Source organism: Adhaeribacter soli, from assembly GCF_008727925.1.
Classification (GTDB): Bacteria; Bacteroidota; Bacteroidia; order Cytophagales; family Hymenobacteraceae; genus Adhaeribacter_A; species Adhaeribacter_A soli.
Genome location: NZ_VTWT01000003.1, coordinates 313,028 through 329,508, shown reverse-complemented (window position 1 = coordinate 329,508; position 16,481 = coordinate 313,028). Strand labels below are relative to the sequence as shown.

General features: G+C 50.6%; 14 protein-coding genes. 5 read left to right on the top strand and 9 right to left on the bottom strand.

Going from position 1 to position 16,481, the window contains the following annotated elements:
• Nucleotides 1–92: 92 nt before the first annotated feature.
• The 8 genes from F0P94_RS07500 to F0P94_RS07465 all read right to left on the bottom strand — a co-directional run bounded on the left by F0P94_RS07500 (nucleotide 93) and on the right by F0P94_RS07465 (nucleotide 11,586).
• A complete protein-coding gene (locus tag F0P94_RS07500; protein WP_150903257.1) occupies nucleotides 93–1,868 on the bottom strand; it encodes a hypothetical protein in 1,776 nt (591 codons plus the stop codon).
• A gap of 572 nt (nucleotides 1,869–2,440) precedes the next feature.
• Nucleotides 2,441–4,849, bottom strand: coding sequence for an ABC transporter permease (locus tag F0P94_RS07495; RefSeq protein ID WP_150903256.1), 2,409 nt, complete (start codon nucleotides 4,847–4,849; stop codon nucleotides 2,441–2,443).
• A gap of 259 nt (nucleotides 4,850–5,108) precedes the next feature.
• A complete protein-coding gene (locus F0P94_RS07490; protein ID WP_191906962.1) occupies nucleotides 5,109–5,720 on the bottom strand; it encodes a TetR/AcrR family transcriptional regulator in 612 nt (203 codons plus the stop codon).
• Nucleotides 5,721–5,992: 272 nt separating this feature from the next.
• Nucleotides 5,993–6,532 carry an NADPH-dependent FMN reductase gene (locus tag F0P94_RS07485; protein ID WP_150903254.1) on the bottom strand — a complete coding sequence of 180 codons (540 nt, stop codon included), beginning with the start codon at nucleotides 6,530–6,532 and terminating at the stop codon, nucleotides 5,993–5,995.
• A 185-nt stretch (nucleotides 6,533–6,717) separates the two neighbouring features.
• Nucleotides 6,718–8,097 carry a magnesium transporter gene (gene mgtE, locus F0P94_RS07480; RefSeq protein WP_150903253.1) on the bottom strand — a complete coding sequence of 460 codons (1,380 nt, stop codon included), beginning with the start codon at nucleotides 8,095–8,097 and terminating at the stop codon, nucleotides 6,718–6,720.
• A gap of 647 nt (nucleotides 8,098–8,744) precedes the next feature.
• The gene (locus F0P94_RS07475; RefSeq protein ID WP_150903252.1) at nucleotides 8,745–9,431 is read right to left on the bottom strand and encodes an SOS response-associated peptidase; all 687 of its coding nucleotides are present in this window, start codon (nucleotides 9,429–9,431) and stop codon (nucleotides 8,745–8,747) included.
• A gap of 471 nt (nucleotides 9,432–9,902) precedes the next feature.
• A complete protein-coding gene (locus F0P94_RS07470; protein WP_150903251.1) occupies nucleotides 9,903–11,249 on the bottom strand; it encodes an MBL fold metallo-hydrolase in 1,347 nt (448 codons plus the stop codon).
• A gap of 100 nt (nucleotides 11,250–11,349) precedes the next feature.
• On the bottom strand, nucleotides 11,350–11,586 hold the full coding sequence (locus F0P94_RS07465) for a heavy-metal-associated domain-containing protein (RefSeq protein ID WP_150903250.1): 237 nt from the start codon (nucleotides 11,584–11,586) through the stop codon (nucleotides 11,350–11,352).
• Nucleotides 11,587–11,724: 138 nt separating this feature from the next.
• On the opposite strand from F0P94_RS07465, the gene F0P94_RS07460 reads away from it, so the two are divergent.
• The 5 genes from F0P94_RS07460 to F0P94_RS07440 all read left to right on the top strand — a co-directional run bounded on the left by F0P94_RS07460 (nucleotide 11,725) and on the right by F0P94_RS07440 (nucleotide 15,304).
• The gene (locus tag F0P94_RS07460; RefSeq protein WP_150903249.1) at nucleotides 11,725–12,552 is read left to right on the top strand and encodes a cyanophycinase; all 828 of its coding nucleotides are present in this window, start codon (nucleotides 11,725–11,727) and stop codon (nucleotides 12,550–12,552) included.
• A 488-nt stretch (nucleotides 12,553–13,040) separates the two neighbouring features.
• Complete coding sequence (locus F0P94_RS07455) at nucleotides 13,041–13,802, top strand: EcsC family protein (RefSeq protein ID WP_150903248.1); 762 nt, start codon at nucleotides 13,041–13,043, stop codon at nucleotides 13,800–13,802.
• A gap of 181 nt (nucleotides 13,803–13,983) precedes the next feature.
• The gene (locus tag F0P94_RS07450) at nucleotides 13,984–14,325 is read left to right on the top strand and encodes a zinc ribbon domain-containing protein YjdM (RefSeq protein ID WP_150903247.1); all 342 of its coding nucleotides are present in this window, start codon (nucleotides 13,984–13,986) and stop codon (nucleotides 14,323–14,325) included.
• A gap of 115 nt (nucleotides 14,326–14,440) precedes the next feature.
• Complete coding sequence (locus F0P94_RS07445; protein ID WP_150903246.1) at nucleotides 14,441–14,893, top strand: hypothetical protein; 453 nt, start codon at nucleotides 14,441–14,443, stop codon at nucleotides 14,891–14,893.
• A 30-nt stretch (nucleotides 14,894–14,923) separates the two neighbouring features.
• The gene (locus F0P94_RS07440; protein ID WP_150903245.1) at nucleotides 14,924–15,304 is read left to right on the top strand and encodes an iron chaperone; all 381 of its coding nucleotides are present in this window, start codon (nucleotides 14,924–14,926) and stop codon (nucleotides 15,302–15,304) included.
• A gap of 27 nt (nucleotides 15,305–15,331) precedes the next feature.
• Here the strand turns inward: F0P94_RS07440 and F0P94_RS07435 are convergent, their stop codons facing one another.
• Nucleotides 15,332–16,423: a hypothetical protein gene (locus tag F0P94_RS07435; RefSeq protein WP_150903244.1), complete on the bottom strand. Its 1,092-nt coding sequence runs from the start codon at nucleotides 16,421–16,423 to the stop codon at nucleotides 15,332–15,334.
• Between the last annotated feature and the right edge of the window lie 58 nt (nucleotides 16,424–16,481).

Sequence of the window (16,481 nt, the reverse complement as noted above, 5' to 3'; positions counted from 1 at the left end):
GAGGGATCTCATACAGTTGGTAGTACCTAATTATTCAGACATACTACTATATTCCTGTGATCCCTCCTGACGTCGGGATGACGTTGAAGGGATTACTTCCGGAGGTAGATCTTTACAATGGAGTCCTGGAACCAGAGGTTGTAGGCCGAAAGATTGAGGCCGGGGATGCTGTCGCGGCGGCGGTTCAGGATGAGAAGGTCGTAATTGCGGGTCGGCTCGAAACGGTGTTCGTCGATGATGAAGTGCGGCACGCCGTGTTTGAAATACTCGTAACGCAAATAGCCGCTGTAGTAAATATCGGTGGCAAAAATTTTGCGGGCATTGGTTTGCCGGATGGCCTGCAGCCGGTCATCGAAACGTTCGTCCAGCACGGCTATACTTCTTTCAGCCCGGACCTGCTTGGTAACTTCATAGGCGCCGAAAAGCAAAAGCCAACCGCCGGCAATGCCGTACCAGAATTGCTTGCGGCGTTTCAGGAGGTAAAAGCCGGCCAGGTAAACCGCCAGCCCGATAGCCAGAAAATCGAAAAAGGATTTAAAAAAGAAAACCCGCTCCGGCGGCGAAACCCGCTGCAACACCAGCATTACCCAGGGCAAAACCGAACCGCACCAAACCAGGAAAAGCTCCGAAGTATGCAGTCCGGCCTTGCGGATAATTTTTTCGCCGGGGTGCGGAAAAACCAGTAGGAACGTGATACCGGCAATTGCCAAAAGCCAGAGATAGAAGCCGACCGTTTCCTGCCCCAGGATGGCTCCCTGCATGTGCGCCATCTTGCCCGGCAGGTTCTGGAAAAACGCCGTCATGGGCATGCGCGAAACGTAATCGTTAAAGAAAAGCAGCTTAAAACCGCTTCCCATCAGCACGGGCAAATAAAGCAGAATGGTAGCAAATCCGGCAAAAAAAGTGACCAGGGCTAATCTCCCGAGCGAATACCGGTCGTTTTCGTGCACGAATACCTTAATGGCAAACAGCAGCATGGCTACGAAGGGGTACAGGAAAACCGGCACCGTATAGAATCCGGCAATGGTGCAAACCAGGAAAACAAGCCAGTAAATATCTTCCTTTCGTTCCAGGATCTTGATGAGGGCGATGGCTGCCAGCGCACTGCAAACCGCCACCAGAAAATACCCCCGCCCGTGCACCGAATAAAACAGGGCCATGTACGAAAAGCTGAAACCGCTCACCGCCAGGTAGACCGCCGCAAACGGCAGGAAACTCCGCAAAGCCAGGTAAATTACCACCGTGCTAATAATGCTGATGAAGTAAACCGGCAACTGTACCACCCAATACGGATCGGAAAACAGGTAGTGCAACGGCAGGCAAAGCAGGTTATAGAAAATGTGATTATTGGGCAGCGGATAATAAAAGATGATTCCCGGCGGGCCCTTCGTCAGGAAAAGCATGTAAGTAGCCGCTTCGTCCTGACCGATGCGCATGGTAAACAAAAAGTACGTCCGGACCACCAGCAGCGTAAGGCCGGTTATACCCACGATCCACTTTTCCGGCAGCGGCAAACATTGCCAAGTTTGCTTTAGTTTTTGCCAGAAAAAAGCTATGGGTTTTACAGGCGAAAGCGAATGCAGAAATTGTCTGGCGGTGCCGTGGTGCAGTTTATAAAGCCCCAGCAAACTGCTGAGCAGGATAATGGCCAGATCTACCTTTACGGCTACGTAAGCGGCTTTGCTAAACCCGTAGCGCCCGGTAAAACTGTTCCAGGGCAGCAGCCAGTCTTTTTCGGCTTCGAACTGCCGGAAAAGCAGTTGCAGCTCCACATAGGGCCACAGCAGAAACGCCAGCAGCAGAAAGCCCGACACCAACGCCGTGACGCCCAACCCGTATTTCAGCACCTGAAAATTACCCCTTAGCATAATAGCAAAACTACGGAAATTAATTTCAGTTAGCAGCTAATCGGTGAACGGCCGGGAGTTTTCAGGGAAGGGAAAGCGGCCGCTGCTTTAATCAAATACAATCAGCTTATTCATTGCCGTCTGCTTTAGCTGACGGAACCGTCAGCTAAAGCAGACGGCAATGAAGGCGAAACGCAAATGTTTCTTCTTAATAGCTTATCATTTCCATGTTTCTTCTTAATAGCTTTTCATTTCGAAACCATAGCATCTTAATTCAGGCGGAACGTCAAACGTCATCGCTCATCATCGCTCATCAGCGCTCATCCGGATTTCTGAATCCGGATGCACGAGCCGCGGATTTGCAATCCGCCTTGCCCGAACGCCGGCAAAGCAGTAGGCTTTTCTGCTGAAAAACCCCAATCACAGATCCGAAGTACCATCCTTCCGGATTGCAAATAACGGAAGAGCAATAATACGGGGATAAGAATATCCCCGGCAGGTTACTTCCGGACACAGATGTCCGGAAGAGCAGCTGAGCAGCACTCTGCTAATATAAAAAGTAGCGTAGGGTTTAAACCCTACGCTACAGGTTCCTACTCCCACTTCAAGCTCTTCACCGGATTGGTATAAGCGGCTTTTATGGCCTGGTAACTTACCGTGAGCACGGCAATGAGCAAGCCTAAAACTCCGGCAAGGGCAAATACCCACACTGGCACCTGAATGCGGTAAGCAAAGTTCTCAAGCCAACGGTACGTGCCGAAATAAGCTACCGGAAACGCTATGATAGCCGCCAGAAAAACCAGTTTCACGAAATCTTTGGTCAGCAGGTACACAATGCTTTGCACCGAAGCGCCCATCACTTTCCGGATGCCGATTTCTTTGGTGCGCTGTTCTGCCGTAAACGAAGCCAGGGCAAACAAACCTAAACAGGCGATCATAATGGCCAGGATCGAGAAATAGCCTACCAGCTTGCCTAAGTTTTCCTGGGTTTTGTATTGCTGATCGAGGCGCTGATCCAGGAAGAAATATTCCAGCGGGTATTGCGGGGAAAATTTGCCCCAGACTTTTTCGATGTGCGCTACGGTAGCATCAAAATTGGCAGGAGAAACGCGCAGGGCTAAATATTTGGTAAAGAAACCGCCCATCCGCTTTTTGGGAATGTCCAGCGCAAACGGCCCGATGGTATTGGCTACCGAAACGAAATTGAAATCCTTCACCACGCCGATCACTTTCTCGTTGCTGCCGGCCGTGCTGAAGCGCTTGCCCAAAGCCTGCTCCGGCGTGCCCCAACCCAAATGTTTTACCATGGCTTCGTTTATCAGAATTCCCAGGGAATCATCCGATGGATGGGCGCGGGAAAAATCGCGGCCGGCAATAATTTCGAGGCCGAAGGTTTTTACGAAATCTTCGCCCACCATTAAAGCCGGGAAGTAGATCCACTTGCCGCGTTGCATGCCTTCGTAGTTTACTTCGTGCGTGTTGTGGCTCTCGCCCAGAATCTCGTTCATGTGCGTTACGCTCACCACCCCTTTCCCGGTAAGCAATTCATTTTTAATGGCTTCGGTTTTAGAAACCAGCGGCGGACGCAACGGCAGCACCAAGACCTGTTCCTTATTAAAGCCCAGATTCACCGAACGCATGTATTCCAGTTGCCGGTTTACCACAAACGTGCCGATAATAAGCCCCAGCGAGATCGCGAACTGCAGTACCACCAGCCCTTTGCGCAAGGCCGCGCTGCCGGAACCGGTTTTGGCCGCCTGCCCTTTCAACACTTTTACCGGCTCAAAAGCCGACAGGAAAAATGCCGGATACAAGCCCGAAGCCAGGCCCGTAAGCAAGCCAATTCCGATCAAACCAGTCAGCAAGGCCGGGTTGGTAAGCAGGTCGAAGTCGAGGGCTTTGCCGGAAATTCCGCTGAAAAGCGGCAGCAACACTTCTACCAATGCCAAAGCTAACAGCACGGCGAAGAAACTCAACAGCACGGCTTCCGCCAGAAACTGCCCGATAAGTTGCGAACGGTACGCGCCCGAAACCTTGCGGATGCCCACTTCTTTGGCCCGGCCGGAAGCCCGCGCCGTAGCCAGGTTCATAAAGTTGATGCAGGCAATAACCAGAATGAAAATCCCGATCACCCCAAAAATAAAGAGGTTGTTGATGTCGCCGTTCGGCTGCATTTCATAATCGAGGTCGGAGTGCAGGTGAATATCTTTGAGTGGCTGTAAATACTGCGTGATCTGCGGCTGAATAAATTCCGGGTAATATTTCTTTACAAACTCGGGGAATTGCGCTTCCAGTTCTTGCGGACTGGCGCCGTCTTTCAGCAGCACGTAAGTCCAGGCCGGGTTCCAGACCCAGTTGCGGTCCAGATGCGGGGCCATTTTATACGCCGTCCGGAACGCGATCAGGCCTTCGAAAGGAATATGGGTCGGGTGCTTCAGCGGAGCCAGCACTCCGGTAACTTTCAGCTCGAAAAGGCCTTCGAACTTCAGCACTTGGTTCATCGGGTCTTCGTTGCCGAAGTATTTTTCGGCTAATTCCTGACTTAGCACAATGGTATTGGGCTGAGAGAGCGCTTCGGCCGGGTTGCCTTTAGCCAGGGGAAAATCGAAGACCTTAAAAACCGTAGAATCGGCAAAGAACAGGTGTTTTTCGTTCAGCTTTTTCTCGCCGCGTTCCAGGGTAAGGGTTGGCTGCTGAAAATTGAAAAACCTTACGGTAGCCTCAATTAAATGCGGATAATCAGTTTGCAGGGCTTTGGCCACCGGCAGCGAGGCGCTCGACGATTCTTCGCCCTGACCTTCTTCGGAATCGAGCTTACTAATAAGGCGGTAAATGCGATCGGCTTTGGTGTGAAACCGGTCGTAGCGCACTTCATCCTGAATGAACAGGAAGATAAGCAGGAAGCAGGCAATGCCTGTGGCTAAACCCAGCATGGTAATGGCCGAATAGAACTTGTGGCGCATCAGGTTCCGGTAGGCAGTCTTGAAATAATTCTTCAGCATAAGCGCAAAACGGTAGGTAAGTGAACCGGAAAAGAAAACTTCTCCGGTTGCATGCTTTACACGAAATATGCCAGTATGAAAAGAGTAGGAATTTAGCGGAAGAAAGAGGTTTTTATGCGATCTTCCGGGGGCAACGTGTACGAAAACAAACGCTTAAGCCTCCGCAACCGGACAGTGCTGAAAGCGAAAGGCCGGCTCTTTTCAGAATCCGGCCCCTGCTGTGAGAGATCTTTATAGTTTGATTAAGGTTGAACAGGTCTTAAATGGGTCTTAAATGCGCCTGCAGCAGATCCTTCAGGTGGTCTTTCAGCCGCTGCGCGAATTTTTCGTCGGTTACGCTGCTACCATCCGGATTCCCGTTCAGCAATAAGTGCGCCAACGCGGTAGTCATGGTAGTATGAAAAATAGTACCAATAAGCGTGGCCACCGTCAGCTCCGGATCTACCGGCCGGAAAGCTTTCGCCTTAATGCCGGCCTGAATTAAGGCGATCAGCCCCTTTACGTTCTTCATCAGAATCGCCACCAGGTTCGCGCCCAGTTGGGAGCGTTGCTGCAGGGAAACCTCCCGGTAAAGAATGCGGTAAAACTGCTGATCCGATAAAATACGGTCCACGTTCAGGTCGATCACCGCATTCAGTTTCTGCCACGGATCCTGCTCTTCCCGGCTCAGGCTGGCAATTTGTTCACGGGCAAAACTGGTGCGTTTTTCTACCAGCGCCTCGAATAGTTTTTCTTTCGAGCCGAAATAATACGAGATCATGGCCACATTCACGCCGGCTTCTTTGGCCAGCATCCGCGTGGAAGCGCCTTCGTAACCATATTCGGCAAAAAGCCCTTCGGCTATTTCTAAAATGTGTTCGCGTTTATCCACTTTGCTCGTTATGCAGCACAATATTAATCAAACGTTTGATTAATCCGAATGGTTACAGGAATTTAATTTTTGGGGAAAGGAATTATAAACTGACGTAATAGGAATTAAAATGCTACCTACGGCTGAAAAATAGAAGAACTATTAGATCCAGGCATTTTCTTTCCGCTTTCATTGCCGTCTGCTTTAGCTCACAGATCCGTCAGCTAAAGCAGACGGCAATGAATAGTTTGTATTGGAATTTCGAGTATTGCCCCTGAACTGTCACTTATTAACTAACCCGAAACCTTCTCAGCCACTACTTTTTCCAGCTTCTGGAGTAGCATTTTCAAGGCTTCTACGGTTTCGGAATCGGTAATTTCTTTAGCAGCATTTATTTTGGTATTTATGCTGCCAATAGAAAGCGAACCGGCCGGTACCGTACCCAAAGCGGTAAGGGTGTGGAGCAAAGAAGTAAGCGCTTTTTCGCCGCCGGTGTACATGGGCGAAGCGCTGAGGGCGGCAACTGGCTTTTCGTTCAGTTCGCCGGAGGAAACGAGCCAGTCGAGCGCATTTTTCAGGGTACCAGGCACCCCATAAGCATATTCCGGCGTGCAGATAATTACTCCATTCGCATTTTTCACCAGATTCCGTAGCGTTTCCACGCTGGTAAAAGCATCCGGTTTATCCAAATCCGGACTGAAATGCGGAATAGCGGGATCGGGGCAGTAGATGGTAAAATCTGTGGTGCCGGGTGCTAGCTTCTGCAGGCTTTTCAGGATTGCGGTGTTGGTGGAAGCTTCGCGAAGGCTGCCGGAAATTGCCAGTATTTTCATGCGGGCAAATTAATGGAATTGCGGAAATATTCTGCTAGCTGCATTGGAAACAAAAACCCTCGAAAGGGCTCACTTGCACTTGTCCCATCATAATGCTTTTTTGGACATCTGTGCCCGGAAGAGCTTTAGACTTTTTAAGAATAACTTTCAGATAGTTTTTTCAGGCCCAAACCTACCATTTTGGGTTACAGCAACGTTCCTCTTAAAAACAGGAAGGCGAAGGAAAAATAAATTACCAGGCCGGTTACGTCTACGAGCGTAGCTACAAAGGGCGCGGAGGAAGTGGCCGGATCGAGTTTCAGGCGTTTGAGCAGGATCGGGAGCATGGAACCGGCTAAAGACCCCCACAACACGACCCCGACCAGCGAGAAGCCAACCGTATAGGCAATGCCGAGCCAGTGCGGTCCGTACGAATCCATGAAGGTGGCCCAGATCATGATGCGCAAGAAGCCGATCAGGCCCAGAATGCCGCCAAGCATAAAACCCAGCAGCAATTCGCGCCGCATCACCCGCCACCAGTCGGAAAGGTACACTTCGCCAATGGCCATGGCCCGGATAATGAGCGTGGTAGCCTGAGAACCGGTATTGCCGCCACTGGAAATAATTAAAGGAATGAATAAGGTAAGCACTACGGCTTTGGCAATTTCATCTTCGAAGAAACCCATGGCCGAGGCGGTAAGCATTTCGCCTAAAAGCAGGATCACGAGCCAGCCGGCACGCTTTTTTACCATTTCCAGAAGCGGAATAGTGAGGTAAGGTTCTTCCAAAGCTTCGGTACCGCCCAGTTTCTGAATGTCTTCGGTATCTTCTTCTTTCTGCACCGAAAGCATGTCGTCGATGGTTACGATGCCGAAAAGCAGCCCTTCCTCGTCAAGCACGGGCAAGGCGGCACGGTCGTTTTTACGGAAAATTTCGAGGGCTTCTTCCTGGTCCTGCATGGCGCGGAGGGCCACAAAACGGTGGTCGATCAGGTCGCGGATCACGGAGCCTTTGGGCGCAAGAATTACTTCCCTAAGCCGGATGTCGTCGATCAGGATGCCTTTTTCATCTACCACGTAGAGCACGGAAATGGTTTCGGAATCGTGGCCGTATTCGCGGATGTGGTCGATCACTTCCTCTACGGTCATGTTTTCCTTGATGGCCACGTAGTCGGGGGTTACGAGGCGGCCCACGCTGAATTCCGGATAACCTAAAAGCTCCAGGGTAACTTTACGCTCTTTTTCCGAAAGAATAGCAATAAGTTCTTTTACGACGGTGTTGGGCAGGTATTCGAGCAAAGCCGTCCGGTCGTCGGGCGACATATCGTTCAGGATAGCGGCAACCTTGTCGTTGTTGAGCGCGTGGAGGAAATATTCCTGCGTTTCGAAATCGAGGTACTCGAAGGTGCGGGCCGCCAGTTTTACGGGCAGCAGCCGGAAAATAATGACCCTGTCCCGTTCCTCTTCCCGTTCGGTGATGAGCTCCACCAGTTCGGCAGGTTCCAGTTCCTTCAGGATGTCTTTAAGCGTATAGAATTCGCCTTCCCCGATGAGGTAATTTATTTCTGCCAGCTTCGCGTGCTCCATCTTGTTCTACATTCCGGTATTAAAATCGTTCGTGCCGCAAAAGTACCAAGTTCTGCGTAGTTACAAGCAGGTGCATTCAGAAATAGTATGGATTAATTCTACTTTTTAGCCCAAAAACGCTAACGATTTCATGGCTGAAAGTTATTCCCTTTTAAAAGCGGTTTCTTAACGGAAATTTAAAGCAATGTACCTGCTGCCGGAAAAAGAGCGGCGTATAGCCTAAAATGTTGCACATCAGGGAAAGGAGGCGTTTTGCGGGTACCACGACTCAAATCAGCTTATATCAGCTTTATTCATAAAAGGCAGTACTATGCGCTCCGCTCTTACCGGCGCAAGCATTACTCCCGCCGCCGCAACGGCTGGCAAAGCTGGTAGTTTTCTTTGTGCTTTTCTACTGGTTATTTCTGGCGCAAGTGTTGAGCGAAAGCGCCACTTGGGCCTAAAGAACAGGAGGAAGTCTTCAGACTTCCGTGGCTTTAAAGGCAGATATTCTGTACTCCCGTTAACGCCAGTCTGGAGACTGGCTTCTGTCTGTCAGGCCCAAGTGACGCTTACGCTTAACACTTGCGCCAGTCTGTTTAATACTTGCGCCAGTCTGTCTTTTGCCGAAGGCGCTTGGCAGGATATTTTTTGCAGCGAATTTCCGATCAGAACAAACTGCCCTGGGTGCCGGTTGTGGTATCCGGAGCCACTACTTCCGGCGACTCGTGGGTGGGGGAATTTACGAGTGGTGATACCTGGTAGAGTTTCATTTCTTCGGACGGATAGGGGTGCAGCAGTTTTAAGTGGTCCGCATCCGGGGCCTCCTGCAGCCACAGTTTTTCTTCTCCGGGATGCAACAGCACGGGCATGCGGTCGTGCAGCGGTTTCACTAATTCGTTGGCGTCGGTCGTGATAATGGTGAAGGTGTGGCGCACCTCTCCGGTTTCTTTGTCGGCCCATTCGTCCCAGAGGCCGGCAAAGGTAAACAGGTCTTCGTTTTTGAGCAGGATGCGATACGGGATCTTCGTTTTGCCTACTTTCTTCCATTCATAAAAACCATCGGCGGGTACCAGGCAGCGGTGGCGTTTCAGCAGTTGTTTAAAGGTATTTTTTTCGGCTAAGGTTTCGGCGCGCGCGTTTATGGATTTGGGATGATAGTCGGGACCGGAAGCCCAGTGCGGCAGCAAACCCCACTGAAAGAACTGTACTTCGTTGGGTTTCTCGTCGGTAATTACGGGAAGGCCCTGGCTGGGCGCTGCGTTGTAATGCGCTTCGGCCTCGGCTTTCTGAAGCAGCTTTACGGCCCTACTGGCTCCTTTGGCTTTGGGGTTTACGGAATAACGGCCACACATATTTTCTGGATGAAGGTAGAAGGATGAAGGTAGAAAGATAAAAACAGCTGGAGAAAATAAAAGTTATTTTCTGAAAATCCGTTTCCTGTATTCTTCTGAAGGACGACTGCAAAGCAATAATGAAAGCAGCCGTTTCCGTTTCTGCTGCTCCACGCGAACAAGCAGTTCCGGGAAATTTGTGGTAGCGTGGGGAAGTCGGAGACTTCCTGTTTCATTTAAAGTTTGCAGTCCTCCTCCGGAAGACTACAAACAGCAGCTTTTTCAGCGCAAGCTTTCTTTCTCAACTCCTCAGTAGCGTAGGGTTTAAACCCTACGCTACTGAGGAGTTGAGAATATTATAATGTTTTCTGCATAAAAAAGCCGCACCGAAGTTACTTCAGTGCGGCTTCACTTTTTCAGCTTAAAACGGTAACTCTTCCGAAGAAAAACTCTTAATCTTTCTTCCTTCCTCCTTCTACCTTTATCTAAAACCTAGAACTTCGTAATGGCTTCTCCCAGATCGTACACCGGCTGGTCTTGAACGGCCTGGCGGATGATACTGGCGCCGGCTGCGGAGCGGTAACCGCCGGCGCAATGCACGAGCACGGGTTTATCGGCCGGAATTTCGTGGGCGCGTTCGCGGAGCTCAGGCAGCGGAATGCTGATGGCGTTCGGGAAGATCTGGCGGGTTTTTACTTCGCCGGTGTTGCGGATATCGACAATGGTAAAGGCGTCCGGGTTTTGCGTGAAGGCGTTTACATCGGTTTCCGGGGAAGTTTCCTCGCCGAGTTCTTTGGCTACAATGCCGCCGGCAATGTTCAGCTCGTACCCAATTTTAGCGGCTTTGGCAATCAGTTTTTCAAGGGCATCTTCGGTTTCGGCAATCAGGTAATATTTTTCGTCCGGACCAACTATGGAACCCAGCCAGGTTTCGAACTTCAGGCCGTCCATCAGGTTGATAGCACCGGTCAGGTGGCCTTTCCGGAAACTGGTTTGCGGACGGGCATCGATCACCAGGGCATTGCTATCCAAGGCATGATCGGCTTCCAGACGCGGCACGGCATTTACCGATGGGTTGTAATCCGGGGCACCCTGCTTGTTCAGTTCTACGTCGTAACCAAAATATTTCGGCACAAAAGGCTGGTCAGCGGTCAGGAATTCTACGAAGGCTTCTTCGGTCATTTCCTGCAGGGCGCTGTTGCTCAGTTTCTCGGCGCCGATGGTGCTTACGTTGGCGCTGCTCAGGCCTTTGCCGCAAAGCGAACCGGCGCCGTGGCTCGGGTAAACCAATACATCGTCGGGCAGCTTCATGAGTTTTTCGCGGGTGCTGCGATACATCTGCCGGGCCAGTTCGTCGCGTTTAGCGGTTAAGTTGCCTACACTTTCGCGCAAATCGGGGCGGCCTACATCGCCAATAAAGAGGGTATCGCCGGTAAAGGCAGCCACTTCTTTCTGGTTTTCATCTTTCAGAACTATGGTAATGCTGTCGGGTGAATGGCCGGGGGTATTGATGGCGTGCAGCGTAACTTTTCCGACCTGAAAGAAATCGCCGTCGTCGAAGGATTCGTGCGGATATGTAGCTCCCAGTAATTTGCTGGCGTAAATAAGGGCTTCCTTGCTGCTGGCAATTTCCAGGTGGCTGCTTACAAAATCGGCGTGCGGATGGGTTTCGATTACGGCTACAATGCGGGCGTCGTGCAGGGTGGCGTATTCGTAGTAGGGCTGTGGATTGCGGGCCGGATCGATTAAAACAATTTCGCCTTCGCTCAGAACGGCATACGAATAATGGGCCAGGCCTTTGTCTTCGAACTGGTATATTTTAAAAGCGGTATTTTCCATAAAATTATTCCGGGCGTGAGAATTGGTGGTTGAACCGGGCAAAGTTCGGTGATAAGCGCCGGAAATGCTAACGGTTTTTTCAGCCTAAACCCTACCCTTTTTAACTGAAAAGCTTGCCTAAAAAACCTTTCTTTTCTTCGGCCTGGTACCCGGCCTGCTGCACCATATCGATCACGTTACCGGAATTTACGTGGTCGCCTTTTACGGTCAGGGTCTTTTCCGGATCTTTCAGGTCTACTTCCCAGCCCATTATATTCGGAACTTTGTCCAGGAAGGGCTTGGCGGTGAACATACAGGTGGTGCAGTTTATATTGGTTTTGAATTTCAGCGTTTTCATAAAAATCAGGTTTTAGTTACTTTACCGGAAATTAATAATACGAAATTCCGGAGATTTTCGGCGAAAAACCGTTAACCTTACAACCGGGGCATCTGCCAAAAGGCGATTCTGCGTTTAAGGAGTAGGTAAAGAGCATATATGAGTTTAATAAAAGAGATAAAAATAAAGGGTACTTTAATTGCGCTGGGCGGCGGCGACGACGATTGCCTCCTCCGGCTTATTCATTCGGAATACTGCGAAGCAGGTTCTTACGTAGAGGTTATTACTACGGCGGCCACCGAACCGGAAGAATCGGGACAGGCGTACAAAGAGGCTTTCCGGGACCTGGGTTTACGCCACGTGCATTATATGCACATCGATGAAAACAACGAAGCCGATACCGAAGAAAACCTGGAGCGCATCCGCCGGGCCAACGTGATCTTTTTTACCGGCGGCGACCAAAGGCGCATTGCCGATTTCCTGAGGGGCACCCAGGTTTTACAAATTATGCGGGAACGTTACATTACCGACAACATCGTTATTTCGGGCACCAGCGCCGGGGCTACGGCCATGTCCGACCGGATGATCTACGAAGGCTACGGTTCTTACTCGCTGGAAAAAGGCCGCACCAAAACCAGCACCGCACTTTCTTTCATCCATAACGTGTACATCGATACGCATTTTACCGAGCGTGGTCGTTTCGGCCGGTTAGCCATTGCGGTAGCGAAGTGGCCGGAATACATTGGCATTGGGCTGGGCGAAGCAACGGGCGTGGTGATTAAGGAAGGCAATTACCTGGAGGTGTTCGGCTACGGCGTGGTTACTATTTTAGATGGCAGCAAAATTGAATACACCAACCTGGAAGATGTGGACTTCGGGAGCCCGGTAGCGGTGGAAAATCTGGTGATGCATATTCTGGTGGAAGGGCACCGGTTCTGCCTTACGGAGCGGGAGTTTCAGCGCATTGGGGAGAGGGTTGGAAAGTAAGACTTTTCATTTTTTCTATTTGCTTCAACTCTTAACTTTTAACGTTAAGCTGACTTTCTCCCTCAAGCCGGATGGCTTCGTTTGTGCGTTTGCGTCTTCTATTCAAACTGGCCTGGCGGCCTGCCTTCGGCACCGAATGAATAGGAGGCCGCGCACGCACAAACTGGGATCAGTTTTCCTCCGATTGGGCTTTCCTTTTGGTTTGTTAAAAATCTGCTAACGTGGTTTTCAGGGGCGCTGCGCTGGCGATATGCGTGGAATTGATAATGTACCAGGGCACCCACAAGAGGTGCCCCTACCGATAAACCATTACTTCTTAATTCTGAAAATTCTATAATTCTGAAAATTCTGATTCAGACAATTGTCCTGAAAATCCTTTAATCCTGATAATCCTGTTCTGATAAAAAACTCCCTTTCCTGTTTTTAAGAGAGGGCTGGGGTGAGGTAACGCTATCCTTTTTCGGGAAAAACCTGTACGTAAGAGAAGCATGGAAAATATAACCTACGATCAACTGGCTTTGCGGGAATTACAGGCGTGGCAGCGGGAAATGCAGAAAAGCCCATCATTGCTGAATATGCTTTCGAAGGCAACTCAGGATAAAATGAACAGCTTTATTCCCGAGAAGATCCACACGGCCATTACCACTACCCTGAAACAGATGATCCGGGCGGTGCTTTTTGGTTCGCGTATTACTACGGCCCGCCCCGGTGCACCGGCTTCGCTGGAACAGATTGAAACCCAGGTGCAGAAGCGGATCGCCATTTACCGGACGGCAGCCGCGGCGGAAGGCGGCGTAACAGGTGCCGGTGGTTTCCTGATGGGGTTGGCCGATTTCCCCTTATTCCTGAGTCTGAAGCTGAAAATGCTTTTCGATATTGCGGCGCTTTACGGCTACGCTACCGACGATTACCGGGAACGGCTTTACCTCCTCTTCATTTTCCAGCTCACCTTCAGTAGCCAGCAGCAGCGCCGGAAAGTTTACCTGAATATGACCAACTGGGACGAACAAAAACAGCACCTGCCTTCGGATATAAACCAGTTCGACTGGCGGAGTTTTCAGCAGGAGTATCGCGATTACATCGATCTGGCGAAAATGGCACAACTTATTCCCATAATCGGGGCGCCGGTGGGTGCGGTGGTGAATTACCGGCTAACCGACAAGCTGGGCCGCTTTGCCATGAACGCCTACCGAATGCGAAAACTGGATGATGCTTCTTTGAATTTGCCGGTAGCAGTTAAAGCCAGATAGCCGGGACAGGAACCTTTCTCGTTTTGCAAACCGGATAACGCTACAATCCTAACTACCAACCTGTTTTCCTGTTCTTTTTATGTAATATTGCCGCTGCATTTACCTGTACCCGAAAACGGCCTGTTTTGTCCTTTCCGGTTGCAGTCCGCAAGTAAACAAATCAATAAAACAAAATAATACCATGCCTGAAGAAATGAAACCCTGCCCGAAATGTAATTCGCCTTACGGTTATGCCATGGGAGAAGAAACCTATGCCTGTCCGGAGTGCGGCAACGAGTGGAACCTGAATGAAGTCCAGGAAGAAACCGGTCTGAAGGTTGTAGATGCGAACGGCAATATCCTCCAGGATGGTGATTCGGTGGTGGTAATTAAAGACTTACCCGTAAAAGGCGCTCCCAAACCAATAAAGGCCGGCACCAAGGTAAAAAGCATCCGCCTGACCGAAGGAGATCATAATATCGACTGCAAAATTGACGGCTTCGGCTCCATGGCGCTTAAATCAGAATTCGTGAGAAAGGCTTAATTCTGCTGCCCTAAAAAGCCTTGGTACAAAGCGGAAGGTGGCGTAGCAGAGTTCTACTTAAACCAATTGATCGGATCGCGGTTTACCTACAAAGAACCTAAACCAATACAAAGCCATGACCGATCAGCTAATTGCCGAAACAACCTGGATCCCGGAGAAGCAACTGGTGGTAACGCACCTCAGCGGCGAAGCCGAACAAGCCGATATTGCAACCTGGGAAGCGTCTTTGCAGGAAGCCCTGGCTCAAATTCCAGACGACTCCACCTTCCGGATCCTGGTAAACATTTACGGGTTTCAGGCGGCAGACCTAGAGGCGCATAAAACCTTCCGCACCATTGGGCCGCTCACGCTGGCCGCTTACGGCTGGAAAGTGGGCTACGTAAACCTGTTCGAGGAGGAAGCGAAAAGCCTGAACTATTCCAGCACGCGGGGCATAAAATGCGTAGCCGCCGCGCACTGCCACCAGGATGCCACCAAAATAGAACGCTACCAAACCAACTTCGGCCGGCCGAACGAACAATTCTTTACCGATCCGGAGCAAGCCCGGCGCTGGCTCGAATCGCTGTAACCGGGAGGGCGGCGCATAGATCATTCAAAAATGGAAAGCAAAGTAAAAGCGGAAAGCGTAGAAGCGTATATCGCTGATTTCCCGGAAAACGTGCAGGCGCTCCTGCAACAGGTGCGGACGGTAATTAAAGCGCAAGCCCCGGAAGCCGTGGAAAGCATCAGCTACGGCATGCCGGCTTATAAAACGAACGGAAAACCGCTGGTGTATTTTGCCGGCTTCAAAAATCACCTCGGCTTTTACGCCACGCCCACCGGTCACGAAGCTTTTGCCACCGAACTCGCGCCATACAAGCAAGGCAAAGGTTCGGTGCAGTTTCCGCTAAACCAGCCCATCCCCTTCGACCTGATCGACCGGATCGTGGCCTTCCGGAAAAAGGAAAATGCGGATAAATTAAAGTCCGCCAGAAACTGAGAGACCTGCTATAAATTCGGCGCAATTCTATTTCCGGTAAAGGAAGCCTTTTAGTGGGCCCTCCGGCCGGATCAGGTATTGGATATTTTCGTAACGAACGAATTTCTCTTCCACGTTGGCGCCATATTTCAGGTAGAACGTTAAACCGTCGGGTTCTATCGTAAAATAGTCGTTGGGGTCCTCCGGATAGTAGTTCTCGTCGTTGCGGGGCGGGATGTTGCTGTCCTGCTCAAATCCCGGCTTCAGCAGATCTGAAAGGTGCAGTTTTGCCCCGGTTCGGAGATTCAAATTTGTGCCGGTAAAGGAATGGTAAAAGCGCGGCGCCCCGTAACCGTGAAAGGAACTATGATTCTCTACCGATAAGATATCGTCGCCGTTGTATTTTACAAGAACCGTTTCGCTGAGTTCCTGGCAATCGTATTCGCCCGATTTCATCAGGTTTTTCAGGTAAGCGGGCATCTGTTCTTCTGGTTTGGGGCCGCCCAATATCTTCCGAAGCCTGGCCTCTACTTCCGGCCTTCCCGGAACCTGCACCAGCAGATAGCTCAGGTAATATTCTGCCTCATAACCAGATTCCACTCCACCATCTTTACAGGGCCGCCCTGAAATAGCCCTGCCTACCGACAGGTACTTTACCGCACCGGTATAATCTTCCTGCAAACTGAAGGGCAGTTTTCGTTTGCCGTCGGGGCTGAGCCATGTGCCGTTCAGGGTTTTACCGGGTAGCCCTGCTGTCATGAACCGGCCGGTTACCGTTAGCTTATCCTGCTCCCGGTCAATCACGGATTCTTCCAGCACCAGGGGCTGCCTGGGGTCGAATTTCTGGTTTCGTAAAGTTAATTTTCTCCGGTGCTTATCGTAGAAGTAAAACCCTTCGCAAAGCAGGTCTTCTCCGGAACTCAATTTGCCGGTCAGGGAATCAGTTTCCAGCCAGACCGTAACTTCCGCCGAACCTATTTTGCCTTTATAGCGGTAAGCTTTCCGGTAACCTACGGAAGGGTCGCCAGCCTTTAATTTCACAGCAGAAGGTGCAAGCATCTGGGAAACAGGCTCATTAGGGGGTAAATTATTAGCCGGCAAAATACCGGTCAGGGCCAGAATAAGCGGAATGATCAACATGGCCTGAAGGTACAAAAATATGCGAACCTTCCGAAAAGACCGCACCGGCAAAACAACA